General features: G+C 45.2%; 21 protein-coding genes and 1 pseudogene. 10 read left to right on the forward strand and 12 right to left on the reverse strand.

The window, feature by feature from the left end:
• Positions 1-121: 121 nt before the first annotated feature.
• Positions 122-370, reverse strand: a complete 249-nt coding sequence (gene yidD, locus ACUN27_RS23560; protein WP_315949123.1) for a membrane protein insertion efficiency factor YidD — start codon at positions 368-370, stop codon at positions 122-124.
• A 92-nt stretch (positions 371-462) separates the two neighbouring features.
• Positions 463-1,179, reverse strand: a complete 717-nt coding sequence (locus ACUN27_RS23565) for a transposase (protein ID WP_445559655.1) — start codon at positions 1,177-1,179, stop codon at positions 463-465.
• 533 nt (positions 1,180-1,712) lie between these two features.
• On the opposite strand from ACUN27_RS23565, the gene ACUN27_RS23570 reads away from it, so the two are divergent.
• Positions 1,713-1,883 carry a hypothetical protein gene (locus ACUN27_RS23570; protein WP_445559656.1) on the forward strand — a complete coding sequence of 57 codons (171 nt, stop codon included), beginning with the start codon at positions 1,713-1,715 and terminating at the stop codon, positions 1,881-1,883.
• 519 nt (positions 1,884-2,402) lie between these two features.
• On the opposite strand, the gene ACUN27_RS23575 is transcribed toward ACUN27_RS23570, so the two are convergent.
• Both ACUN27_RS23575 and ACUN27_RS23580 read right to left on the reverse strand, forming a co-directional pair.
• Complete coding sequence (locus ACUN27_RS23575) at positions 2,403-3,209, reverse strand: pyruvate, water dikinase regulatory protein (protein ID WP_315949120.1); 807 nt, start codon at positions 3,207-3,209, stop codon at positions 2,403-2,405.
• Between the two features lie 96 nt (positions 3,210-3,305).
• Positions 3,306-5,333, reverse strand: a complete 2,028-nt coding sequence (locus tag ACUN27_RS23580; RefSeq protein WP_445560658.1) for a beta-galactosidase — start codon at positions 5,331-5,333, stop codon at positions 3,306-3,308.
• Positions 5,334-5,459: 126 nt separating this feature from the next.
• On the opposite strand from ACUN27_RS23580, the gene ACUN27_RS23585 reads away from it, so the two are divergent.
• Together ACUN27_RS23585 and ACUN27_RS23590 are read left to right on the forward strand one after the other, a co-directional pair.
• Positions 5,460-6,281 carry an AraC family transcriptional regulator gene (locus ACUN27_RS23585; RefSeq protein ID WP_315949117.1) on the forward strand — a complete coding sequence of 274 codons (822 nt, stop codon included), beginning with the start codon at positions 5,460-5,462 and terminating at the stop codon, positions 6,279-6,281.
• A gap of 65 nt (positions 6,282-6,346) precedes the next feature.
• The gene (locus tag ACUN27_RS23590; RefSeq protein ID WP_445559657.1) at positions 6,347-7,006 is read left to right on the forward strand and encodes a DsbA family oxidoreductase; all 660 of its coding nucleotides are present in this window, start codon (positions 6,347-6,349) and stop codon (positions 7,004-7,006) included.
• Between the two features lie 66 nt (positions 7,007-7,072).
• Here ACUN27_RS23590 and ACUN27_RS23595 read toward each other — a convergent pair whose 3' ends face one another.
• A complete protein-coding gene (locus ACUN27_RS23595) occupies positions 7,073-8,482 on the reverse strand; it encodes an MFS transporter (RefSeq protein ID WP_445559658.1) in 1,410 nt (469 codons plus the stop codon).
• Positions 8,483-8,647: 165 nt separating this feature from the next.
• Here ACUN27_RS23595 and ACUN27_RS23600 point away from each other — a divergent pair, with 165 nt between their 5' ends.
• Entirely contained in the window at positions 8,648-10,747 is a 2,100-nt protein-coding gene (locus ACUN27_RS23600; RefSeq protein ID WP_445559659.1) for an LTA synthase family protein, read from the forward strand.
• A gap of 55 nt (positions 10,748-10,802) precedes the next feature.
• Positions 10,803-11,186, forward strand: coding sequence for a YmaF family protein (locus tag ACUN27_RS23605; RefSeq protein ID WP_315949113.1), 384 nt, complete (start codon positions 10,803-10,805; stop codon positions 11,184-11,186).
• 52 nt (positions 11,187-11,238) lie between these two features.
• Here ACUN27_RS23605 and ACUN27_RS23610 read toward each other — a convergent pair whose 3' ends face one another.
• Positions 11,239-12,219, reverse strand: coding sequence for an aldose 1-epimerase (locus ACUN27_RS23610; RefSeq protein WP_445559660.1), 981 nt, complete (start codon positions 12,217-12,219; stop codon positions 11,239-11,241).
• Between the two features lie 24 nt (positions 12,220-12,243).
• Positions 12,244-13,116 carry a lysostaphin resistance A-like protein gene (locus ACUN27_RS23615; protein ID WP_445559661.1) on the reverse strand — a complete coding sequence of 291 codons (873 nt, stop codon included), beginning with the start codon at positions 13,114-13,116 and terminating at the stop codon, positions 12,244-12,246.
• 178 nt (positions 13,117-13,294) lie between these two features.
• On the opposite strand from ACUN27_RS23615, the gene ACUN27_RS23620 reads away from it, so the two are divergent.
• Together ACUN27_RS23620 and ACUN27_RS23625 are read left to right on the forward strand one after the other, a co-directional pair.
• Positions 13,295-14,653: a sensor histidine kinase gene (locus tag ACUN27_RS23620; RefSeq protein WP_315949110.1), complete on the forward strand. Its 1,359-nt coding sequence runs from the start codon at positions 13,295-13,297 to the stop codon at positions 14,651-14,653.
• A gap of 11 nt (positions 14,654-14,664) precedes the next feature.
• The gene (locus ACUN27_RS23625; protein ID WP_315949109.1) at positions 14,665-15,366 is read left to right on the forward strand and encodes a response regulator transcription factor; all 702 of its coding nucleotides are present in this window, start codon (positions 14,665-14,667) and stop codon (positions 15,364-15,366) included.
• Here ACUN27_RS23625 and ACUN27_RS23630 read toward each other — a convergent pair.
• Positions 15,363-16,208 (reverse strand): YitT family protein, encoded by an 846-nt coding sequence (locus ACUN27_RS23630; RefSeq protein WP_315950355.1) that lies wholly within the window; start codon positions 16,206-16,208, stop codon positions 15,363-15,365. The two genes, ACUN27_RS23625 and ACUN27_RS23630, sit on opposite strands and share 4 nt — an antisense overlap.
• 258 nt (positions 16,209-16,466) lie before the next feature.
• Between ACUN27_RS23630 and ACUN27_RS23635 the strand changes: the two genes are divergently transcribed.
• Entirely contained in the window at positions 16,467-18,581 is a 2,115-nt protein-coding gene (locus ACUN27_RS23635; protein ID WP_445559662.1) for a sulfatase-like hydrolase/transferase, read from the forward strand.
• A 69-nt stretch (positions 18,582-18,650) separates the two neighbouring features.
• On the opposite strand, the gene ACUN27_RS23640 is transcribed toward ACUN27_RS23635, so the two are convergent.
• Complete coding sequence (locus ACUN27_RS23640; RefSeq protein ID WP_445559663.1) at positions 18,651-19,670, reverse strand: Gfo/Idh/MocA family protein; 1,020 nt, start codon at positions 19,668-19,670, stop codon at positions 18,651-18,653.
• A gap of 36 nt (positions 19,671-19,706) precedes the next feature.
• Entirely contained in the window at positions 19,707-20,480 is a 774-nt protein-coding gene (locus ACUN27_RS23645) for a sugar phosphate isomerase/epimerase family protein (RefSeq protein WP_315949106.1), read from the reverse strand.
• Positions 20,481-20,614: 134 nt separating this feature from the next.
• Here ACUN27_RS23645 and ACUN27_RS23650 point away from each other — a divergent pair, with 134 nt between their 5' ends.
• Together ACUN27_RS23650 and ACUN27_RS23655 are read left to right on the forward strand one after the other, a co-directional pair.
• Entirely contained in the window at positions 20,615-21,415 is an 801-nt protein-coding gene (locus ACUN27_RS23650; RefSeq protein ID WP_315949105.1) for an AraC family transcriptional regulator, read from the forward strand.
• Positions 21,416-21,666: 251 nt separating this feature from the next.
• Complete coding sequence (locus ACUN27_RS23655; protein ID WP_127449564.1) at positions 21,667-21,894, forward strand: 3-dehydroquinate dehydratase; 228 nt, start codon at positions 21,667-21,669, stop codon at positions 21,892-21,894.
• 44 nt (positions 21,895-21,938) lie between these two features.
• On the opposite strand, the gene ACUN27_RS23660 is transcribed toward ACUN27_RS23655, so the two are convergent.
• Together ACUN27_RS23660 and ACUN27_RS23665 are read right to left on the reverse strand one after the other, a co-directional pair.
• Complete coding sequence (locus ACUN27_RS23660) at positions 21,939-22,451, reverse strand: DinB family protein (RefSeq protein WP_315949104.1); 513 nt, start codon at positions 22,449-22,451, stop codon at positions 21,939-21,941.
• A 67-nt stretch (positions 22,452-22,518) separates the two neighbouring features.
• Positions 22,519-24,715: pseudogene (locus ACUN27_RS23665) on the reverse strand (alpha-galactosidase).
• Positions 24,716-24,754 lie beyond the last annotated feature (39 nt).

A 24,754-nucleotide genomic window follows, 5' to 3' on the forward strand; every position in this document is an offset into this window, starting at 1 on the left:
CTCCTATGCCGGCTTTCACCTTTCCCGGCTCTCTGTTCATAGGCTTCCGTCTGTACTTATCCGTTCATCGAATCCATATATAACATCTTAAGGCAAATATATCGAAAAAAAGAGCCACCTGTCAAGCCGACTGATCGTTATGAATTAATTTTTCCGCCCGCGGAGGCACATGATCAATCCCTCCAGGATGAAATGGATGGCATTTACAAATCCGCTTCATAGACAGCCATGATCCTTTTAGAGGACCATGCACTTCAATTGCTTCCAATGCATACTGCGAACATGTGGGATAGAATCGACAGGTTGGCGGCTTTAACGGCGAAATGAACTTCCTATAGAAATGAATAGGAGCTTGCAGCGTCCTTTTCATATATTGTTTCTCTCCCTCACCCAAAGTTAATTGTACATGATACTCTACCATCATGCCTGAAAAACAGAATGGGGTCAAATCGTACATTATTCTTACTCAGGAATGTGAAAACACTTAAGAAACGTAGGATAAAAATAATTAGAAATTGCCATTTTGATCCACTTAATTAAAAGACTTTCACGATCATGCTTGCCATTAAATTGATCTTTGATATATCTACCTAGTTGCGAAGAGCTGTAATGATTATTATAAATCGTTAACTTCGTGTTTAGTCTGTTTAATTTGGATGCAAGATAAGCATGTAGATCTTGAGCTGAAGGATTTTTTTGAGTCAGTGGAGTCGGCGCACATGGGCGAGGATCATCGGTGGGTGAAAGATTAACAGATTTTTGTGATTCGTGGTTAGATACTTCAAGTTTATTAAGTAATTTAGTTCTATTCTGAGTATACTCGAATGCAAACTGAATTTTTTTTAACAATAATTGCGCGCTTCTATAATTAATCTCAAGAGCATGAGATAGTATGCTTGCGGTACATTCTACTCCCTCTTTAAATAAAAATTGAATGGCTTGGAACCATAGTAATAATGGAAGCTTCGATTTATGCATGAGTGTCCCCGCAGTTAAAGAAACCTGCATTCTACACTCTTTGCATTCTAGCAATTTACGTGTTCGAATCTTGAAAGCCTCGTTATGGTCGCAACGCGGACAGCAAAACCCATTTGCCCAACGCATTTTCAATAAAAACTCCTCACATTCTTCTTCCGAACGAAATGTGTATGAGCTCAGATCCATAAATTGCTGTTCCATCTTCTCACCTCGCAAAAAGAACATTTGTTCTTGTTTCCATTATATCAAACATATGTTCGAATTGGAAGTTTTTTATTTTGCCCCTCAGATTACAGGAGGATAAGTCGGCGAAATACAGATTCTGTGATATATGCAAAAGTAGTAAAAATACTGTATAGGTTGTGCTCATATCCATAACTAATAACAGGTTAAATCAAAAATGAAAATACCTTGTTGTAGATACCACAGATTTTGCTGTATCAAGTTATATGGAGTCGTCAATCAGAGCAGGCAAAGGTTGCAGACGTAGGTAAGGGTTCATTGCCGATGCGGATGTTAGACAGTAGTTTGGCGCAGTATTGTTGGGCTGGTCTAAATATGAAAGCGGGTTCAGTACAGATTGGGAGGTTTGTGCTGTATACACCTCAGTCGAGTGTTGATTAGTAGCTGGTAAAGTGCGAACTGGTACGTTGATGTGGTATGCGTTTAGAAGAGCGTTGGTTTGATGTCGGTGCTATCTGTTGGTCGGGTATGCTTGGGAGGGCTGGGGTTAGGTGCGAACTGGTATGTTGGTGCTATCTGTTGGTCGGGTATGCTTGGGAGGGCTGGGGTTAGGTGCGAACTGGTATGTTGGTGCTATCTGTTGGTCGGGTATGCTTGGAGGGCTGGGGTTAGGTGCGAACTGGTATGTTGGTGCCATCTGTTGGTCGGGTATGCTTGGCTAGCTGGGTAAGGTGCGAACTGGTACGTTGGTGTGGTATGCGTTTAGAAAGAGCGTTGTTGTTGTGTATCTATGTGCTAGCTGTTGGCTGGGTATGTTCTAGGACTAGGGTAAAGTGCAAACTGGTACGTTGGTGCGGTGTGCGCTTAGAAGCGTGTTGTTGTGGATATTGGAGCTATCTGTTGGTCGGGTATGCTTGGAGGGCTGAGGTAAGGTGCGAACTGGTACGTTGATGTGGTATGCGTTTAGAAGAGCTTTGTAGTGGATGTCGTTGCTTTCTGTTGTTCAGGTATGTTTGGAGGGCTGGGGTAATTGCAAACTGGTACGTTGGCGTGGTATGCACTTGAGGTGCGTGAGAGGAATTATGGGTGTGTGCGTGTATGTGGGGATATGGGTGTGGGTAGATTGAGGTGTTTGTGTTCTTGGTTTTTTTTGGTACGCTGCTTACGTTAGGCTGAATGTAAAAAAGATGCCTCTGAACGGTTAGGGTTCATTGGGCATCGTTTATGGAGAAGGATTTCATTTATCTGAATGAAACAAGATCTAGGATAATTCCTGCTGTTTCTTCGATTGCTTTGTTAGTGACGTTGATGACCGGGCAGCCAAGCTGCTTCATAATGGACTCGGCATAGTCGAGTTCTTCTTGGATGCGGCGGAAGGTGGCGTATTGGGAACCATCCGGGAGGCCGACGGCTTTGAGGCGTTCGAGACGAATTTGCAGGATTTGGTTGGCGTCCATGGTGAGGCCGATGATGCGTTTGCTTGGGATTTTGAAAAGTTCCGGTGGTAGCTTTATTTCTGGGATGATAGGAAGATTAGCAGATTTAATCCCTTTGTGCGCTAGGTAAATACTTAACGGTGTCTTGGATGTACGTGAAACTCCGATAAGGACAACTTCGGCTTGAAGCATGCCGCGGTTATCTTTGCCGTCGTCGTATTTGACAGCAAATTCGATCGCATCTACTCTGCGGAAGTAATCGGCGTCCATTTCGTGAAGTAAACCCGGTTTGCGCTTCGGTAGGTGTCCATACGTTTCTGAATATGCTTCCAACATCGGTCCCATTATATCAACGGTTCGCACACCGAGGCGTTGCGCTTCATTTTTCATGGTTTCGCGAAGCTCAGGCTGCACGAATGTATAGGCTACAAAGCCCCCGGCTGCAGCTGCTTCCTGCAGCATTTGAACGATTTCACTTTGTTGGCTGATATGACCGTAACGTTTAATTCTCATCTGTTCGGAATTGAATTGACGAACGGTAGCTCTGGCAACGGCATCGGCGGTTTCTCCAATTGAATCTGAGCAAATAAACAGCTGCTGTTGTTCGGTCACTCTGCACCTCCCCTTTGAACCTACTATACGTGAAATTATACCAAAAATGCAAAAAAACCTCTATCCTTTAAAGCGACAGAGGTTTTTCGCTAATGGCTATTGTTTTTTTAGAATGATAACTGCTTTTGCTGGGAGATCGATGGTGTTTTCTTCCTGGTGATTGGTTATCATATTTGTTGCTTTGAGATCTCCTAGATCCACTGTTTCCTCATGATCATTATGATTCAGAAGGAACATATAGGTGTCCGAATCTCGAGTTCTCATGGATATCTCCACACCTGCAACAGGAGCTACAGGCGGAATAATTCCTTTGTGCTGACACAGGTTGCGAATGAGCCCTTGTAAAAATGAAGGTTCTGGACTAGTAGCTACATACCAAGCTTGGCCAGAGCCGTATATGTTTACGGTCAGAGCAGGCATTCCTGAATAAAAGTCGCTGCCATAAACGGCTTTGATCTCCGCGCCTTCAGAATGGATTAGGTCACAAAGTATGCCGCATGGGTAGTCGCCCTTCAGTTCTCCCCACTGCTCACTCATGACGATTTGGTTGGACTGGCTTGGGAACAAAGCATCGATTTCTTCCGCCCAAATCCCAAGTACTTTGCGTAACTCACCAGGATAACCGCCTAAGGTGACGATATCATCCTCATTGACGATGCCGCTGAAGAATGTGGTGAGGAATGTCCCACCTGCGTGTACAAAGTCTTCGACTCGTTTTGCATAGCCCTTTTTTACCATGTAGAGAACTGGTGCAATGACGATGTCATAGCTAGATAGATCGGTTTCAACACCTATCATATCAACTTGGATGTTTTGCTGGAAAAGCGCGTCGTAGTACTTATGGACTTCATTCACATATTTCAGTGCAACGGTTGGCCCGCTGGAAAGTTCGACTGCCCAACGGTTTTCCCAATCAAATACGATAGCTACTTTAGCTTCGACTCTGGTATCCAGCAGCTTATCTGAAAGTATTTGCAGTTCAGCCCCTAGTTCCGCACATTCGCGGAATACCCGCGTATTCTCGTGACCGGCATGCTCGATGACGGCACCGTGGTATTTTTCACATGCTCCGACTGATCTTCGAAGTTGAAAGAACATGACGGTATCCGCACCGCGGGCCACTGCTTGATAGCTCCAAAGTTTCATTACGCCTGGACGTTTGAGCGAGTTGTAGGGCTGCCAATTTTGCTGGCTTGGCGTTTGTTCCATCAGCATGAAGGGTTGTCCTTGTTTTAAACCCCGCATAAGGTCATGTGTCATAGCCGTCAAGCTGATCGGTGTGTCCAAGGAAGGATAGTTATCCCAAGAAATCACATCCAAATGTTTGGCCCATTTAAAATAATCCAGTTCTTTGTATAATCCCATTAAATTTGTGGTGATTGGAAGATCAGGCGTATGTTTTTTGATAGCGTTGTATTCAAGCTTATAACACTCTAGCATGCTATCAGACATGTATCTCCGATAATCTAGCGAAATGCCTTGGAAATTGGTGTTGTCCACCCCCCATTCTTCTGACAAAGCATTTGGAGAAACGATTTCTTCCCACTCATAAAAGGTGTGACCCCAGAAGCTTGTATTCCAAACTTTATTTAATGTTTCAAGTGTCTTATAGCGTTCTTGAAGCCAACTGCGGAAACCGTCTGCGCATTGCTCACAGTAACAATACCCGCCATATTCATTTGAAATGTGCCAAATTAAGACCGCAGGGTGGTTTTTATAGCGTTCTGCCAGCTTCTCAGCGAGGAGCGTAGAGTACTTACGATATGTAGGGCTGTTTGGGCAAGAGTTGTGTCTCCCGCCAAATTTACGCTTCCTTCCTTCAAAATCAACACGGAGAACGTCCGGATAGTTACGCGCCATCCAAGCAGGATGTGCCCCCGTGCTTGTGGCTAAGCAAACATAAGTCCCGTTCTTATAAAGCTTGTCTATGATTTCATCTAACCATTCAAAGTCGTATGTATCCTCATTCTTTTGCAATCTCGCCCACGAAAAAACATTAACTGTCGCTACATCAATTCCCGCAAGCTTAAACATGCGTAGATCTTCATCCATGATTTCTTTATCCCATTGTTCGGGATTGTAGTCTCCGCCGTACCAAATCTTGGGGAGTTTCTCATTGATCATAACTGCCACCTCATCAAATTGGATAAATAAATATAAGAATAAGTCCATTGTATTGGATTATTTTTCATCTTAAAATATAATATTTTTACATACTCATATAATAAAATGGAACAGGTGAACTCAACTATGCACAAAAGATATGAATTAACGCCTTCAAATGCGCAACCGTTTCCAATCTTTATTGAGAGTATTGGACATCATGAGGATCAGGAAAAATTGGTTAGACCCGAGGGCTTCCCCAGTTATCATTGGCTTCAAACCTATGCTGGTGAAGGAGAGTTTGTCCTGGATGGCAAAAAATATTTACTTCCTGAGGGAACAGGTGTTTTTATGCTTCCGGGGGTTCCGCATTCTTATTATGCCGTTACGGAATTATGGTGCACGCAGTATGTCACCTTTGGCGGAGCTTGCATAGAAGCCATCCTAGGCACTTTAGATCTCTTGGAATCTGCTGTTTACAGATGGGATTTGAGTGGTCCGATGAATACGGTAATTGGTCAAATAATAACAAATATGGACGCAGGCTCCGAATACTCTGGGTATGACGCCTCAGCCGATTTATATCATTTTTTCATCCAACTTAAAAAACATGGTCAGGTCAATAACCGCACCTCAATTCGTAATCAAATTGCCCTTTTACAACCTTTGCTGATGTGGCTTGAAATTCATTATCATAACCCTGATACAAGTCTTGAAGAAATGGCTGAAATCTTAGCTATTACACCACGGCATATGAACACATTGTTTCAGCACGCTTTCGGGCTCTCGCCTTACTCCTATCTAATTCGAATGAGACTTCGTAAATCCAAAGAAATCCTCATTCACCAGCCTGCAAAAACAGTCAAGGATGTGGCTAAGTACGTTGGGTTCCGTGATACGAGTCACTTTGTAGCCAGCTTTCGCAAGCACGTCGGACTGACACCGGAAAAGTTCAGACAGATGAATTAACGAACCTAATCGTATATAATGAAAATATAGTAACTATTTTTTCATCGAAGGAGTATGAGTTTTTTATGATCATAGAAATTTTTGAAGACATTGTTTGTCCTTGGTGCCGTATCGGCAAAAAGAATTTGGAAGATGCCCTAGCTAATTTTACAGCGGAACCGGTTGAAGTTCACTATCGTGCCTTTCAACTAGATCCGTATACACCAACAGAAGGTTCTCCGTTCCGCGAGCTTATGCACCAAAAGATGCGCGCAGACGAAGATCGATTGAACGGTATGCTGCAGCAGGTCACTCAAGCAGGCAAAGCCTCCGGTTTGCATTTTGACTTCTCCAAAGTTGAGAAAATGCCGAATACGCTAAAAGCTCACCAACTGATTGCAATTTCACCAAAAGAGTTAAAAAAACCAGTCGTAGACGCATTATTTAAAGCTTATTTTGAAGATGGCAAAGACGTTGGCAACTTGGATGAACTTCTAACCGTAGCGGAACAGCTTGGTATGAACCGCGAGAAAACCAGATCGCTTTTGGACGCGAAAGAAGGTCTGGAACAGGTTGAAGATGATTTCGAGTTCGCTAGGCAAGCTGGTGTTACCGGCGTTCCATTTTTTGTAATTAACCGAAAATATGCGCTTACCGGCGCACAGCCATCCGCAACACTCCTTCAGGCCATAGAGCAGATTAGCGCCGAGCAACCTGACGAAAATGAAAATGAAACCGAATCATAAAACTGTGCAACAAAAAACCGACTCGCTTTTCTCCAGGAAAAGCGGTCGGTTTTTTTAATTGCGATTTTAAGCTGCTGCTTCTGACGTTTCTCCTGCTGCTTTTTTAGTGAATATTCGCAAGTAAAACAAACCACTAACGATGATCACTGCCGCAAAAATGATGAGAAGATTACTGTAAGGAATTGCTGCTACAGAATTCAGAACAGGATTCTTATAAAAGTCCATCATACCGCCATCCAACAATTTGGCGACAAGTGCCGTTCCTACAGCCCCTGAAATAAAACTAATTAGGTTGAAAAGTCCCATGCCCACTCCGGTTTCACTCACACTCAGCGTCAAGGATACACGGTTCGCCAGAGCCGTTTGCACGAAGGAGAAGCCGACATAAGTAGGAAGAAGCGCCGCAGAAATGAACCATGGGGAATGACCAACCAATAACGCAATTGCCACAAGGCTGATCACTAAAAGCCCAAGGCCAATAAACACGACAAAGTTATTGCCCTTTTTGTCCGCTAAATTCCCGCCAATTGTACCAAAAATAACGGCACACATGGCCCCTGGGAACAAAATTAGCCCAATTGTGCTCGTGCCTAGATCATTCACTTTGGCTAACATGAGCGGAATGACGAACATAATGCCCATGACAGTGCAAAATACGAGGAATCCAACGATTAAACCGCCACGCAGCAGTTTGTTTCGGAATAGAGACGGTTCAATAAAAGCATCTTTGGCTTTAAGAATATGAGAAATAAACCAAATGAATAGCGCTAAACTCGCGGCCAAATAGTACCAATGAGGGAAAGATAAGTAGACGATAATGCCAGCGACAGAAAATGCAACGAGCGCCGCTCCCAAGATGTCTACACTGCCTTCTTTCCGTTTTTCCTCAGGTAAAATCTGATTAAAAAACGGGATTGAAATCAGAGTAAACAAAGGAATGACGAACAAGTACGTCCAGTGGAGTGACGAGGAAACAAATCCACCCACTACAGGCCCTACGGCGATAGCAAAGGAAACAGTGGAAGTTAAAAGCCCGAAAACTTTTCCTCGATCCGTAGGTGAAAAGTAACGTGCAACAACGACCATAACGAGCGCTGGAATGGCTGAGGCTCCTGCACCTTGCACGGCGCGCGCAAAGATGACCGCGGGATACCAAGCCTGAAGCACAAAGCCAAGTGCAGATCCAATACTATAGATGAGGATTCCGGCAACAATCAGCTTTTTCAAAGAAAAAATATCGGATAACCGTCCATATATAACGGACCCAATCCCGAAAAAGATGATAAATGTCGTGAGCACCCAGCTAACCCCTGTTGGCGTAATGCCGTACTGCTTAGCGATTTCGGGGGTTGAAACGTTGAAAACCGTTTCGTTTAATACAGCAAAAAAGATCAGAAAAATAATCCATGGCACAGCCTTTTTGGCATCTATAACCTTCTCTTGTGCCACCTCAGTTGCAGAAGCAACGTGTTGCATGGTTTTCACCTCCACTTTTCTCCAGTTATCTGTAATTATCCAGATTACAATTAACTGTAATGATAATTGTTATAGTTTGATCTGTCAAGGGATATCTTCCCTCTTTGATCAAGATATAAGATAATGAACGAATGGACTTGCATTAATCGAACAGGAGTTACTTAAATGACGACTTTACTTCAATGGCTCAAGCAGCTGCCCTCACGTATGATGATTGTGATTTTGCCTTTTTTCCTTATGATTATGGTCGAATATTTAGATCGCGGCTCGTATGAAGAACTCCACAAATGGGTGACGAACCACCCTCTATCCATGGTTCTTGCCTACTTTGTAGTGGGAACTTTGTATCTCTTTCTTATTGCTATTACCGGCAAAAGCCGCTTATCCTTCTGGCTGCTTTGCGCTGCACTTTTACCGCTAGGTGCAATTAGCGGAAGTAAATTAAAGGCAATAGGAGCCCCTTATTACCCATGGGATCTTTATTTTAACAATCAAATTGTGGCGTACGTGCCCTTTTTGAAAGGGTATCTCAATCTTCGAATACTCGGAGTTGTCGCGCTCTTTCTCGTATTGCTCGCTTTGTTATTTCATTTGGCGCTGCGCCGCCAGCATATCCGATTTACATGGATAGAACGCAGTGTCTATGCTGTGGTTGCCATCGTAATGGCGACGAGCCTTTATATGGACAAGCCAATTCCATTCATGAATATTTACGGGATATACACGGTCCCTTGGGATCAAACAATCACCTATGATGAGAATGGATACCTCTATTCATCTGTGCAGATGTTAGGTTTTCTGAATGTAGCCAAACCGGATGGTTACAGCAAAAAAGCGATAGAAAGCATTTTAGCCAAAATTCCAGAGAAACCGGCTGCTGGTGATAAAAAACCAAATATCATCGTGATGCTTGGAGAATCATTCTGGGATCCAACACTTATGAAAAACGTAACGTTTAGCCGTGATCCAATCCCGAACCTGCATCAGCTTCAAAAAACGTACACAAGCGGCTGGATGATGTCTCCCCAATTCGGCGGTAGCACGGCAAACGTAGAGTTCGAAGTGCTATCCGGTAATTCGATGCGGTTTTTCGGCAAATCTCCTGATAAAATATTGCCTTATATCCAGTATATGAATCATGGCGTTGATTCATTGGCCAGTATCATGACTAGACAAGGGTATACTGCTACTTCTATCAACCCTTTCTTCAGCTATTTTTTTGACAGTCGTAAGGTGTATATGGATTTTGGATTTTCGCGGTTTATTTCCAGCGAGTATTTCCCAAATGATTTTGAAGGGCCGAACTATGCGGATCGGGCTGTCGTGAAGAAGATTATTGAGGAAACTGAAAAAAGCGCGGGACCTGATTTTATTTTTGCAAACACGATGGAAAATCATCATCCTTACAAGCCAGGGAAGTTCACCAAAAACACGATTGAAGTGACGGGAGATATTAGCTCGGAATCCAAAGGTATTTTGGAAACGTATGCTCAGGGTATTTCGGGAACTGACAAAGCGCTTCAGTCCTTGGTGGATTATTACTCCAAAAAATCTGAGCCTACCATTTTGCTATTTTTCGGCGACCACTTTCCTTTTTTTGAAGATGATTACAAAGTGTACCGCGATGCGAAGTATGTTCTTCCCAATGATCCTGATCTCTATACAAAAACTCACTATACGCCATTTTTGATATGGAACAATTTCCTTCCTGCGGACCAAGAACAGTTGAATCTCAAGATGAGTCCTTCGTTCCTTGGTCCCAAACTCCTTCACATGGCTGGTGTTAAAGGCAGTTACTACACTGATTATCTGTATAATTTATCGCAGAAGATTCCGGTCATACCGCCAAATGACATGTGGGAAAAATATAACATTAAAGCAAGCGACCTTAGTGACTATATGAAGCTTCAATATGACAATTTATTTGGCGGCCGTTACGGGTATGAAGCCAAAGGTTTCAAAGACACAATTGTTCAGCCAGGATATGTGTTAGGGTATGGAGATCCAGTTATTACTAAGTTAAATCGCAGCGGAAATAAACTTCAGGTTGTGGGCAAGCCATTTTATTCTTCCTGCAATGTGTATATCGATGATAAGTTGTTTAAATCTAACTTTGATGGTGAAGATAGCTTGTATGTTGATCTAACGGATAAAGAGAATCCGATCCTCGATAACGACAAGCCTCATCAGGTCGAAGTGCGGGTTTATGACGATAAGAAGATGAAAATTGGCCAATCACCTCTATACCCGCTACCGCAGTCATGACGATAGCCCTCTTGGAATAGGATGAACCATATCCTGCATCAAGGGGGTTTTGCGTTTGTCCAGTTATGTTCCGCCTGCTCACGTTCATTTTTTCAAGGCCATTTCATCCATGACTCTCGACCATAATCATTTATTACGCCTATATACCTTTAATGTGAATGGCACGGCTTATGATGGCCATGTTCACCAATACCAAGGGATTACCGGCATTCGATATGGGCATTACCATAATTATTTTGGTACGACAGGTCCTGCCATTCCGCTGCAAAACGGCACGCATATCCATTTTTTAGAGGGAGTCGTAGAACTTAATGCATATAACACATCTAGAGGGGGTGCACTTAAAATCTCCGCCCAAAAGACGGGACTGATTACTGAACTGCATCAGCATAGCTATTCCGGGTATTCTACCGCTGGTTTTGGCTATGAACCTTGGTGAAAAAAAGAGTCAAGTTCAGAAGCTGCAGGGCTTCCACTTGACTCTTTCTGTATTATTCTAATGTTTGGATCTGAATGGACCACTCGAAAGTGAATGTCTCTCCTGCCGCCAAGCCAAGTGCACCGGATATTTCGGGTGCAAAAGATTCGTTGAACACGTTCATGATGCTAGTGTATGGCTCCAGAGATACGGCACTCGTCCATGGCGCTGTGAACAGAACATGAATGGGAAACTTGTCGCCCATGTTGAACACAAGCTTGGTTCCGCGAGCTTCATACTGAATCTCGCAGGTCTGAGGGCCCGGCTCGATGCTGAGCATCTGCGAGCCGCCTGGATAACTCGGCAGCGCCGTAACGAGCTCGCCTTGCTGAAGCGCCGCGGTGAGCGGCGATGGTGCAGGCTCGCCTGCGGCGTAGCCATCTGCGCTTAGCGGCCACTCTGCCGCCGCAGGGATCAACACCTTCACGCGGCTCGCTTCGCCGTCCGCGTAAGCGAAGTACGGGTGAAAGCCAAGTGAGAGCGGCATCGTGCTGCCGCTCTCATTGGCGATTTCACCGCTGAGTGACAGCGTACCGTCCTTCAGCCGGTACGTGAAGCGAAAGCATGCGGCGTGTGGAAAATACGCCAGCACGTCCGGGTGCTCCGCGATATTGAACTCCGCGGAGACATAAGCCCCGCCAGCCGCATCCGCGCCGCTGGCAACGACCTTCCACGGCCGCTCGCGCAGCTCGCCGTGAGAGTGATCGGGCTCCCGGTTAGCGGGGAGCCGGTATTCGCGGCCTTCGAAGGTGAAGGCCGCTTGCTTGACGCGCCCCGGCGGGAACAGAATGGGCACGCCGTAGCGCGAAGACTTGACGCGAAGCTCAGCGACGCTGGCTGGCTTCGCGATGTAGGCATGGTTCCGCACATCGAAGCGGAACAGGTGCAGTCCAACGGCCGGAATGATTTCGGCCGTTGCCTGGGCTTCGTGGTCGACGAGGCGAAGCGTCGACTCCCCGTCCCATTCACTATGGATAAGTTCATAACGTGACATTATTAAATCCTCCTTTGTTTATGCTTACGATAAGCTTTTCTTGTAGATCTGTCTTCTGTCTAGTTGTCCGTAATAGCTCAAGACTAACAGTATTCCCGCTACTAGAATGATCGTGGTGACCAAGCTGCCCTCCGCCCCAAAGCTGCCTCCAGAAAGAAGCACGTTACCTTGATTTTCGGCTTTGAAAATAGAAGGCATAGGGGTGCCAGAAACCTGAAATCCAAAAATGCAGCCTTGAATAAAGTTCCACGACAAGTGCATGCCGATCGGCATCCACAAACCTTTTGAAAGTTCGCGGGACAAACCGAATAACAATCCTGCCAAAATTAAGTTCAATAGCGGCATGGGCGTGCTCCACATCCCAGGATTGAACGAGTGCAGGAACGCGAACACAAGCGTCGAGATGGTTATGGCAACCGTCGTACCAAACCTTTCTTTCACTAGTCCCTGCAGATAACCGCGGGCAAATAATTCTTCATTGACAGCGACACCAATGAACAACAAGAACCCCCCTACTAATTCGGCAAACATCGATTCGGTCCATGAGTTGGACTGAACGTTAATGCCGCCGAGCAGCCAGATGCTTAAGAAGGAGACTGTGATAAGGAGCGCCCCCGCAACGGAGCCTTCACCCAATCGTCTTGCAAGATGGCGACTCTGTAAGCCCAGTGTCCATCCCTTGCGTCGTTCAAAGATCCCATACGAGAGAAACACGCCGCTTATGAAACCAATAATTTGCGCCCACAAAGCTGCCTTAATAAAAAAGGAATCGCCAGCTACAGCGGCCATGCTCCTCTCCAGCTCCGGCTGCTTCAAAATCGCAATAACCGCTGCCACAATCGATAATATGACCGTAATCACAACAATGAAAACAAGGGTCAAGAGTACTTTGCCCAAAATGGTCAGAATGGATAAGGACGTTCGCTTCTTTACATCGATGAGGCTTCACTCCTTTCTCCCACTTATTCGAGAAAAAGGCCCTAAATCCTGCCAGTTCCTCGGCAAAGGAACTCTTGTGCAATTGTTGGCTCCGTGCCACAATAGAGGAAATATTGGATTTGTCTACGGAGGACTCATGCTGTTCGTTCTATTTGCTTTATGGATTATCGCGCTTGGCCTTGTGATGATCGATCCCCGGTCAAGCACCATGCGCTGGATGAGCGCCATCGCTTTTACAGGTGGTTTCGGAGCCCTCGCAGCCGTTTTATCGGAAACCTTCATTCCCTACATTCAACAAGCCGTGCCTAATCCTTCGATTAGTGCCTTGCTTTATCGCTTCATGGGGATTTGTTCGCTAATTTCTTATTACGGCTTGCCCTATTCGTTCGCTATGCTCTCGCTAAGCTATAATACGACATGGCAGAAACCCGCTTTACGCACATGGCTGCCATTCGCATTACTTCTACCTGCTATTGCGTGCATTCTGTTCACACCAGGATACACAGAGGAAATGCCGATTACATTCCCCATCGTCGCGTTATGGGCCGTGCCTTATTTTTTCATTGGCTCCGTGCTAATTGTTATAAAAACAGAGCGGCTACCCGCTTTAAAGCGAACGCATTTGTTTACATGCCTTGCGCTCTTGCCGCCAATTCTCTGTGTTGGCGTACTGAACTATGTGATGCCAAGTTTCGGTTATTACCGGATGTGGGTGTACCACGTATGGATTCTTGCTTTTGTCGTACCTTTTTTCGTTTACACATTTTTCAAATACGGCTTCCTCGGGATGAGGCTTTTAATTGAACGCCGTAAGCTGGACTCGACGTTGCGTGCTATCACCTCAGGGACCGCTATATTAAATCATGCCATTAAAAATGATGTCGGGAAAATGCGATTGTTTCTGGAAAAAATGAAGCAGCACGCCGAAGAAACCCATCAAACGGAGCTCATCCGGGACATTGAGGTTGTCATGGGAGCTTCCGAGCATATCCGCGATATGATTTCCCGGGTCCACGAACAAACCCAGGAGCTCCCCCTGCGGGTCACTTCTGTTCGTATCGGTGAGCTGATCGATGAGGTGCTTCAACCTCTCCAGCCTTCTCTATCGAATATCGCCGTTCAGTTGAACATCGCGGAAAACTTAACGCTTCAAATTGACCGCATCCAAATGGCGGAAACTTTAACGAATGTGCTGATGAATGCCATTGAAGCCATGCCGCATAATGGCGAACTGATGATTCGCACTCTGCACGTGAAGAAAAATATTGTCTTGGAAATCAAAGATAACGGTATGGGGATGGACAAAGATGTTTTGAAACAAGTCCTGGAACCTTTTTATACGACGAAAAGCGGCAGCCGCAATAACTTCGGCCTTGGGCTCGCCTATTGCTATAGCGTCATGAAAAAACATGGAGGAACATTGGAGCTTAGCAGTTCACCGGGGAAAGGCACGAGTGTGTTTCTTACATTTCCAAGCAGCCGAATACAAACTTAAGGGGGTTCAAGATGGAACCAATTCGCATATTAATCGTTGAGGATGACCTGGATTGGCTGCGCGGCCTCAAAGCGTATCTAGACCGGCAACCTGATCTGCAAGTCATTCGCACCCTCTCTACCGCGGAAGAAGCGAGAGAGCTCTTTACGGCGTCTGAACCGGATGCTGACGTTGTACTTATGGACATTATGCTGCAGGATGAACCTGCAGGCATCGGGCTTGCCGAGCAGGCACTTTTGGCCTGGGGTGCCAAAGTCATCATGCTCACTTCCATGGAGGAAAAGGACTTCATTTTCCGGTCCTTCCAAGCCGGCGCCATCGATTATCAAATCAAATCCAGATTCGAGGAATTGCCGGCAATCATCCGCGGGGCACATGCTCGGAAAGCGTCCATTAACGCCGCTGTAGCCGAGCAAATGCGCGAAGAGTTTCGCAGGCTCAAGCGGCTTGAACATCAATTCAAGGTCAAGGAAGCCCGTGATCTGATTACACCGACAGAACTTCAAGTACTGGAAATGATTGATCAAGGCCATACGCAAACGGAAATTGCGAGCCGTTTTTTCATTTCGCTGCGGACAGTGAAAATTCATGTGGGCCATATTTTGAAAAAATTAGGAAGTCCAAGCAGCAAGGATGCCGCTCAGAAAATGAGAGAATTAGGACTGTTCGAGCGAGGGAACTCGACGCACACCAGTGATAGTGATAAAGATTAGTGGATATCTTTCTTTTTAAATCTTCCGCCTTTGACATCGTGGATATTGCCGACTGCGAGGAATGCCGATGGATCGAGTTCATCAACAATGGATTTCAGCTTCGCCTCCTCCAGTCGCGTGATGACACAGAATATAACCTTTTTATTGTCTCCGGAGAAACCGCCTTCCCCTTCCAAATAGGTAACACCGCGACCCAACCGGTCCAAAATGGCTTCTCCGATCTGTCTAAACCGATCACTGATGATCCAAACGGATTTGGACTCATCAAAACCCTCGATCGTCACATCAATCATTTTATAAGCGATAAAATAAGCAATTAATGAGTACATCGCACGATCCCAGCTATATACAAAACCTGCACTGCCTAGAATAAATACGTTGAAAAACATCACAACCTCGCCGACGGAAAAAGGAATCTTTTTAGAGATCAGAATCGCAATGATTTCTGTTCCATCAAGCGATCCCCCGAATCGGATAACCATCCCTACGCCAATTCCAAGGATAATCCCACCAAATACGGCAGCCAATAAAGGATCATTCGTCAGCTCATGAACCGGGTGAAGCAAGGCTGTGCCTGCCGACATCACCAAAATAGCGAATAATGTCGATAACGCAAATGTTTTACCAATCATTTTATAACCGATAAACAGAAATGGAAGATTCAATAAGGTAAGGAATATCCCTACTTGAATTTGGGTCAAATATGACAAAATAATTGAAATCCCGGTAATTCCACCATCAATAATTTTGTTAGGGACCAAAAATATTTCGAGTCCGACAGCCATTAAGGCTGCTCCGATAAATAGAAAGACACCGCGCCGCAATAAGCTGGTCTTGGTCATTCTGCGATGCTGCGCTCTAATCGTTGCCCGCTTCTGCAATTCGATCTGTTCTTTAGCCATCGTTCATCCCCTTTCGTCACTTACATTTTTCTACTTACTATCTTCTCGTCGGAACCATCATTTCCCTGCCTATAGCCGCCAAATTTTCACGTCAAAATGCCTTAAAATAATTAGATAAACTACCATCGAATATTGCCGATTCCCATGGTATAATGTCTGATGTCCTTTACAATTTATCTACAATCCATAGGAGAACATATGAAATTACATCTAGAACGTTTACTGCAGCTGTCGCGGCAGCGGCTGCCCTTTATTCTTATCGCTTTAATTCCTGTGGTCATCATGGAAATTTTAAGCCGCGGGCAATATATAGAGATGTTTACATGGAGCTATAAGCATATTATCGAGTTGCTTTATAATGAATGGATTGTATTTAGTCTGCTTTTGCTTTTTATCGCCATTATTGGCCGTACTAGAGTAGCCTATTGGATTCTTTCGGGAATACTGCTGGTGATGGGACTCATTAGTGGGATAAAACTCAAAATATTAGGCGTCCCTTTGACACCTTGGGATATTGTTTTAGCAGGCGAAGCATCCGATATGGTGCAATATATTAAAAATATATTCACCTTCAATGTGCTGTTTATGATCGTGTTGTTCCTTGCAGCCAGCTATTTCTTGTTATACCGCACACAGTTATTTATGAAAAAAGTGCATATAAAAGAACGGGGAATTGTCGCCGTTATTGCGCTTGGCATGTTGGCAGCGGTTTATACCGATTTACCGCTACCGGTTCAGAAATGGTGCGGCATTAAAGCTTCGGTATGGAATCAGGTTGAGAATACGCAAACAAACGGTTATGCGCTAGCCACCTTCCTGAATACGAAGTCGATGTTCAGCGAGAAACGAGAAGGCTATGATGATAAAGCGGTTGAAGCCATCGTCAGCAATTCACCTAAACCGCCGGTTAAAGCCGGCGATCCGAATGTAAAGCCGAATGTGATTGTCGTATTGAGTGAAGCTTTCTGGGATCCTACCGTGATCAAGGGTGTAACATTCAGCCGGGATCCAATCCCATTTTTTCATCAATTACAGCAGACAGGTACGAGCGGTACCATGCTTTCGCCGCAGTATGGCGGTGGAACTGCCAACGTGGAGTTTGAGGTATTAACGGGGAACTCCATGCGCTTCTTGCCGCAAGGATCGATTGCGTATAACCAATTTATTACGAATGAAGTAGATTCCCTAGCTAGTATTTATGCGAGACAAGGTTACACATCTACAGCGATTAGCCCTTTCTATAACTGGTATTTTAACAGTAATCGAGTCTATAAAGACTTTGGTTTCTCGAAGTATATTCCAATTGAATATTTTAAGCCTAACTATTCGGGCCCTTACATCGCGGATAGTGAAGTTGCGGCGAATATTATCCATGCGACGGATCTCAGCGAAGGTCCCGACTTTGTTTTCGCAAATACGATGGAAAATCATTTCCATTTCTTCCCGGGTAAATTCCCAAAAAATACGTTCGATGTCACAGGTGACATGTCCCCTTCCTCTCAAGGTATGCTCGAAACGCTTGCTCAAGGCATCAATGCCTCTGATAGAATGCTGAAAGAGCTTGTCGAGTATTATGAGAAAAAAGGCGAACCTACCATTATCGCATTCTGGGGCGACCACTTGCCGGCCTTAGGCGATGATTACGCCACTTATATTGACACCAAATATATTAGCGGTAAAGACGATCCGGATTTCTTGAAAAAAATGTACAGCGTTCCTCTTGTCGTCTGGAACAATTTCGACACGGAACGCAAGGATAAGCTCAATATCAGCCCATCATTTCTAGGTCCTTATCTCATAGAATTATCTAAACAGCAAGGCAGCTATTATACTAATTATTTAAGCCAGCTTTCGAAAAAGATCCCTATTATCCCGCCTAAAGATTATTTTGAGGCGATGCACATCAACGAACAAGATTTAAAAGACTATGAAACCTTGCAGTATGACATTATGTTCGGCGACCGACATGCCTACAAGGACTACAAGGTACCTATTATTAATTCGAAGTATATGCTCGGTTTTGGTCCCATACTCCTTGATAAAGTCGAGGCAGATACACAAGACCAAGATATCTCAGGGCGTTCCAGTGTTACACTTCTAATACGCGGCAGTAACTTGCCCCCTCTCAGCATTGTAACGCTGAACGGCAAAGCCATTCCGACGACATGGCAAGATGAGCATATGGTCACAGCCAGGGTGGAAGGCAATATGCTAAAAGCCGGCATTTGGGACATCCAAGTGCAAGTGAAAGACTCGAAGGAAACCGTTGTGGGCAAATCGAACACGCTCCCGATTGAGATGGGCGGAAGATAAACAAAAGAGTGTGTCCAACAGCCAACTTCATGGCTCGTGGGACACACTCTTTTTTTATATAAAATGCAATTAGAGCGTAATGATTTTACCTGTTGCTTCGGATTCGAATGCAGCCAGGATAACTTCCAAGGAACGTTTGCCTTCTTCGCCGGAAATACGCGGTTTTGTACCACTCACAATGCAGGATACGAACTCATCGATTACACCGCTTACCGTTTGTTTCTCATTTGTCGCTACTTGACCTACTTTGTAACGTTCAACCGTGCCGTTACGAAGTTCAACGATAACTTGATCGTTTGGATCTGTATCGATTTTGATAACGCCGTTCTCGCACCAGAGAACCGTGGAGTTGTCTTGGCCTTTGTAGTAAGTCCAGCTAGCAACTAGAGAGCCAGTAGCGCCGCTCTTCATGCGCAGCAAGCAAGTGGAGTTATCATCTACATCCGTTCCCTCTTTATGAATAGTGCCTACGAAAGCTGCCACTTGTGCAACTTCATCATTCAACAAATAACGGATCAAATCCGATTTATGCACGCCAAGGTCGCCCATTGCGCCCATGATCGCTTCTTCTTTGCGGAAGAACCAGCTCTCGCGGCCGTCAATGCTCCAGCCTTCCGGTCCTGGATGTCCGAAAGAGGTGCGGAATGTCAGCACTTTGCCCAGCTTGCCTGATTCCAAAATTTCTTTCGCTTTCACGTGCGGCGCCATTAGGCGTTGGTTGTGGCCAACCATCAAGAACACGCCGTTTTTCTTAGCAGCTTCAATCATAACCTCTGCTTCTTCAGCTGTAGCAGCCATTGGCTTCTCTACGAGTACATGAGCACCAGCATTTGCTGCGGCAATTGAAACTTCTGCGTGCAAGTAGTTAGGCGTACATACGCTAACTGCATCCACTTTTTCTTCTTTCAGCATTTCAGTATAACTGCTGTAAGCTTTTCCGCCATGAAGCTGAGCATAATGCTCAGCTCTTTCGATGATTGGATCAACAAAAGCAACAAGCTCCACATTTGGATTTATTGCGTATTCCGGGATATGTCTATGTTTGGAAATCGAGCCGCAACCAACGACGGCCACTTTAATTTTACTCATTATAATTGTACACTCCTCTGAATGATTAATTAGAAATTAGTTAGGAACGACGTTGATATAGTGCTCTTTAACCCAGTTCAAACTGTTTTCAATGCTCACAAGCGGTGGCTTCTGGCAGTGATCCTGCTCAACTACAAGCCACTCCACGCCTGCTTGCTCAGCAGCTTTAATCACTTGCTCCAGTGGAACTTCGCCTAATCCTAGCTCCAATGTAACCAGTTTGCCTTCAGCATCCTTGGAGAAATCTTTGAAATGAAGCAGCGGCAGACGTCCAGCATACTTGGCAATATAAGCTAATGGATCTTGTCCGGCATATTTAACCCAGCACACATCCATTTCCACTTGAATCGCATCTTTCCCCGCGTACATCGCATCAAAGACGAACTCGCCGTCTACCTTATGATGGAATTCGAAATCATGATTATGATATAAGAACTGCAAGCCTTGTTTGCCAACTTCAATCGCAATTTGCTCACATTCAGCAATTAACTTTCTCCATTGTTCAGCATTTTCACGTTCTTCAGCACCTACATAAGGGCAGATCGCATATTTCGCGCCAATCGTGTGCAGGTAGTCAATTTCACCTTGCAGATTATTGCGGAATCTCTCCAAACTTACATGGCTGCCAATTGCTTTCAGGCCAAGCTCATCCAGCAAATCTTTCATTTCAGCAGCAGGCTTGTCAAAATAACCGGCAAACTCTACGCCTTCATAACCTAACTTCGCAACATGACGAAGTGTGCCTTCCAAGTCTTTTGCCATATCATCACGAAGTGTATACAATTGAAGACCAATTCCTAAACGTCCCATTTGTTTCCCTCTTTTCTTAAATTCCAATTTATGCATTTCTTTAACCTTGTAGACAGTATAACGGAACATAGCTTATTATGACCATTCACGATATAATCAAAACATCTCTTATTTGGCTACGAAAGGTGATTACAATGGATACGGAGTTGTTGACCTGCGGCTATTCTTTTCATATGGAACCGTTTAATGTGAGTGCGAAATCCGGACTCAATACTTATCTTTTCCGTTTACAGACAGAGGGTACTTGTGAAATTCTCGTTGATGGGCAAATGATTCAAATCGAATCAGGCCATTTGCTTCTATATAAGCCGGGCGATCCATATGAGTTAAAGATCGAACCCGCGAAAGACAACCCCGGCGGCAAAATCGCCAGCGGAGATTATTATTTATTTTGCAAAGGGGCCTGGATCGACGCCTGGTGGAAACGCAGCCACAAACAAACCTGCACGCGCATTGATCTTGACGCGCGGCTCATTTCGCTTTGGCGCCAGCTTATTCTCGAGAAACGCAGAATGGAAGAGGAAAACCGGGAGCTTAGTGGGTATTTGCTGCAGGCGCTATGCCTGTATGTGGAACGTGCGGCAACGGAAACCGTCTCCTTGCAAGGACGGCCTTTTACAGGCACCCGGATGAAACGGTTTATTGAGGCACATGCAACAGCCACTTTCAAAGTGGACGATGTGGCTGACCATGTGGGACTCAGCGTATCCCGTGCTGTTCATTTGTTCAAGGAATGCTTCGGCAAAACCATGATTCAATACGCCTTGGAAGTCCGCTTATCCAGTGCTGTGGAACGCATGCACGATAGCTCCATGTCTTTGGAGCAAATCGCCTTGAGCTGCGGCTTCGGCAGCTATCCGTACTTTCATCGCGCTTTTAAACATCGATTCGGGATCTCTCCAAAGCTGTATCGGCAGAAGGATTCGCAAAATTAAAGAAAATTCACAAATTTTTCATGTAGTTTTTCTTAGAGTATGGAACTTTTTTGCCTTCTAAATCGTATATTCTTTGACAACTGAAAAAGCTAGTCGTTTACTAGATCCAAAATGAGGAATTATTTTGAATAGTTTTAACATATATACATGAAATGCAAGTTTGTTTCAAAATTGTAAAACTATTTTAAGGTTAAATTAATAATCCTCATATATGCTTGATGTATATCCAATTCCTAGGATGGTGAAAATCTATGAAAATGTTTATTACGATTCATAACAAACCCGTGCCTGTCTACTCCGATGAGAAAAATAAAAAGAAATTCAACCTATTGAAATCCGCTCTTGAAGCGAAAGTTACTAAAGGCAGAGCCACCATTAAGAAATGTTTGGAGTCGATCATCAGCATCGAAATCGTTGGCTGTGAAGCGATTCTCCATTCATTTAATGAACGCGATTCGTTGGCTTTATCCCTATATTAAAAAAAGAGTTTGTCGAGGGTGTTTCCCTGACAAACTCTTTTTTTCTATAAATATCGTTCTTTCACAATGGTTAGATGGTGTTCTGCATGACCGGCAATCACGTAGGCTAGACCTCGTGCAGTGATGTCAAACGTGCTGACGTTCGCCTGGCGCGACCAAGCGGAATCTGCAATCGTTCGGCGAAGTGTTAAGGTCGCCTGCCGAACCGCTTTGAAATCATTCAATAGATCCTCGATAGACAGTTCGTCGAACGAAGTATTCGCAACAAAGACGTCCTGATCAAACCCGGGTAGTAGCGTCGAATCTCCGCGAGAAATGCGCAGCATCCGGTAGCTCATCACCCGCTCAGTGTCCGTAATATGCCCTAATACTTCTTTCAAGCTCCATTTCCCCGGGGCATAGCGATATCGTGCCTTCTCCTCGTCAATATCCCCAAATAATGCAAGGATTTCATCGCGTTGACGGTCTAAGAACACCTCGTATTCCTCGTCAGTCACTTTGCTGATGTACTGTTCATAATATGGCGCGTATTCATCTTTCCCAGGCCGCTTCAACATATCGCAGTAATCTCCCTTCCATGATCAGTCTATTTATGTAATAGACTAATCATAGCGGAAAATAGGATCATTGAGAAGATGCCTGCAGTACCCATATTTTACTTTGGAAATCTCCGCGCAAATCGTTGACGGGAAGACCGGCGTAAAGCAAGTGATCGCCAGGATACTCCTCTTCCTTGCCAGCAATGCGGTAGTCGAAGTCAGGGTTAAGCCCTTTTAACCGCAGCGATTTGAGTGGTGCGTTTGGTTCTGCCAACACGCGGAAGTAGCCGACCAGCGCTTGTTTTTTATCTTCAGAGACGATCATCCAAGCCGTTTCGTTGCCCTCGAAGGGACTTAACAGACGATACAAGTCGCCGAATTGGACGAGCGGGCGAATTTCTTTGTAGTCCGCGATTTGCTGTTTGACAATCTCTTTCTCCTCATCCGTGAAACGGGTGAGATCCAACTCGTAACCGAAGTTGCCGGACATCGCCACATCACCGCGCATCTTCAGCGAGGTTTCGCGGTGCACCTGGTGATTCGGAACAGCGGATACGTGCGCACCCATCGAGCTAATCGGATAGACGATGCTCGTGCCGTATTGAATTTTCAAGCGGGAGACGGCATCGGTGTTATCGCTCGTCCACGTTTGCGGCATATAATAAAGCATGCCAGGGTCGAAGCGGCCTCCACCACCAGAACAGCTTTCAAACAAAATATGCGGAAATTCTTTCGTTAATGATTCTAGAACGCGATATAGCCCTAGGATATAACGATGAGCCGTTTCCCTTTGACGTTCAGGCGGCAGCGCAGCAGAGCCGATTTCCGTCATATTGCGGTTCATGTCCCATTTGACATAAGTAATGGGGCTGCTGCTCAGGATGTTGCGAAGCATCCCCAAGATGGCCTCACAAACATCCTTGCGCGAAAAGTCCAGAATCAATTGCTGCCGGCCCTCTGTACGGCGGCGGTTCGGCACGTGCAAGCACCAATCCGGATGTTTCCGGTACAGTTCGCTGTTCGGAGACACCATCTCCGGCTCAAACCAGAGTCCGAATTGAAGCCCCATGCCATTTACTCTGGCAACCAAATCTTCCAGCCCATTCGGCAGCTTCGCTTTATCGACGAACCAATCGCCTAGAGAGCTATTGTCGCTGTCTCTTTTGCCAAACCAGCCATCGTCAAGAACGAACAACTCGATCCCAAGATCCTTGCCCGCTTTGGCGATGCTTTCGATTTTATCCGCGTTAAATTGGAAGTACGTCGCTTCCCAGTTATTCACGAGCACTGGTCTAGTACGGTCACGGAACTCTCCACGACATAGGCGGGTACGGTACAGTTTGTGATAAGACCTGGACATTTCCCCTAAACCGGAGCTGGAGTAAACCATAACGGCTTCAGGCGTCTGAAAAGCTTGTCCAGGCTCAAGCAGCCAAGAGAAGTCAAACGGATTAATCCCCATGGAAATACGTGTATTCCCATACGGTTCTACTTCGGCATGAGCGGCAAAATTTCCGCTGTACACGAGGCTAAACCCGTATACATCCCCATGGTCTTCGCCAGCTTCTTTGGCGAGCAATGCAATGAATGGGTTATGCTGATGGCTGCTGGATCCGCGGCGGCTTTCTACGGTCAATTTGCCGGGAGCAAGCGCCCTGCGTTCTATATGCCGCTCTCTCACCCAACTACCTGAAAGCTGCAGCAGATCAAATTCGCTATGCGAATAATCAACGCTCATACTAAGTGCACGAAGCAGCTTCAAATCAGCAGTGCCTTCGTTCACGAAACGCACGGATCTGGTCAATGCCGCATGCTGGTCAAAGATGGTGTAAGAAAGAATGACGCGTAGACCAATCAACGCATCCACTAATTCCAACTCAAGCGTTTGTGCTTCGTCCTCATGCTCTGTATACGTAGCCGGCAAACCTTCTAAAGTAGGCTTGCCTGCGTAGATTCGATGTTTATCATAGATAAGTTCAGTAATCGTGGACCCGTTCGAAAGCGCAACTTGATAAGCAGGCTCCCGAAAGTCACTTGTTCCATAGGCCGGATATTCCTGCGGTAACGTATCGAAAGAGATGCTGCGATCTTCCGGAACCGGGTTCGGAGAGAACGAACATCTTTCATGAAATTGTAAAATGGTCGGCCAATTGCCCGGACCGGATGGGGCGACCCCAGTAGACATGTGCCGGGTAGGCATTCTGGACAAGCTGAATCACATAACTCATCTGGCTGTTTTTTAAATGGAAAATACCTTGTGTCTGTTCAAAAGTTATCTGCATAATATCCCTCCTGCTCCTTATTATCTTATTCTTTGCCAA

This window comes from Paenibacillus sp. WC2504 (assembly GCF_052682475.1).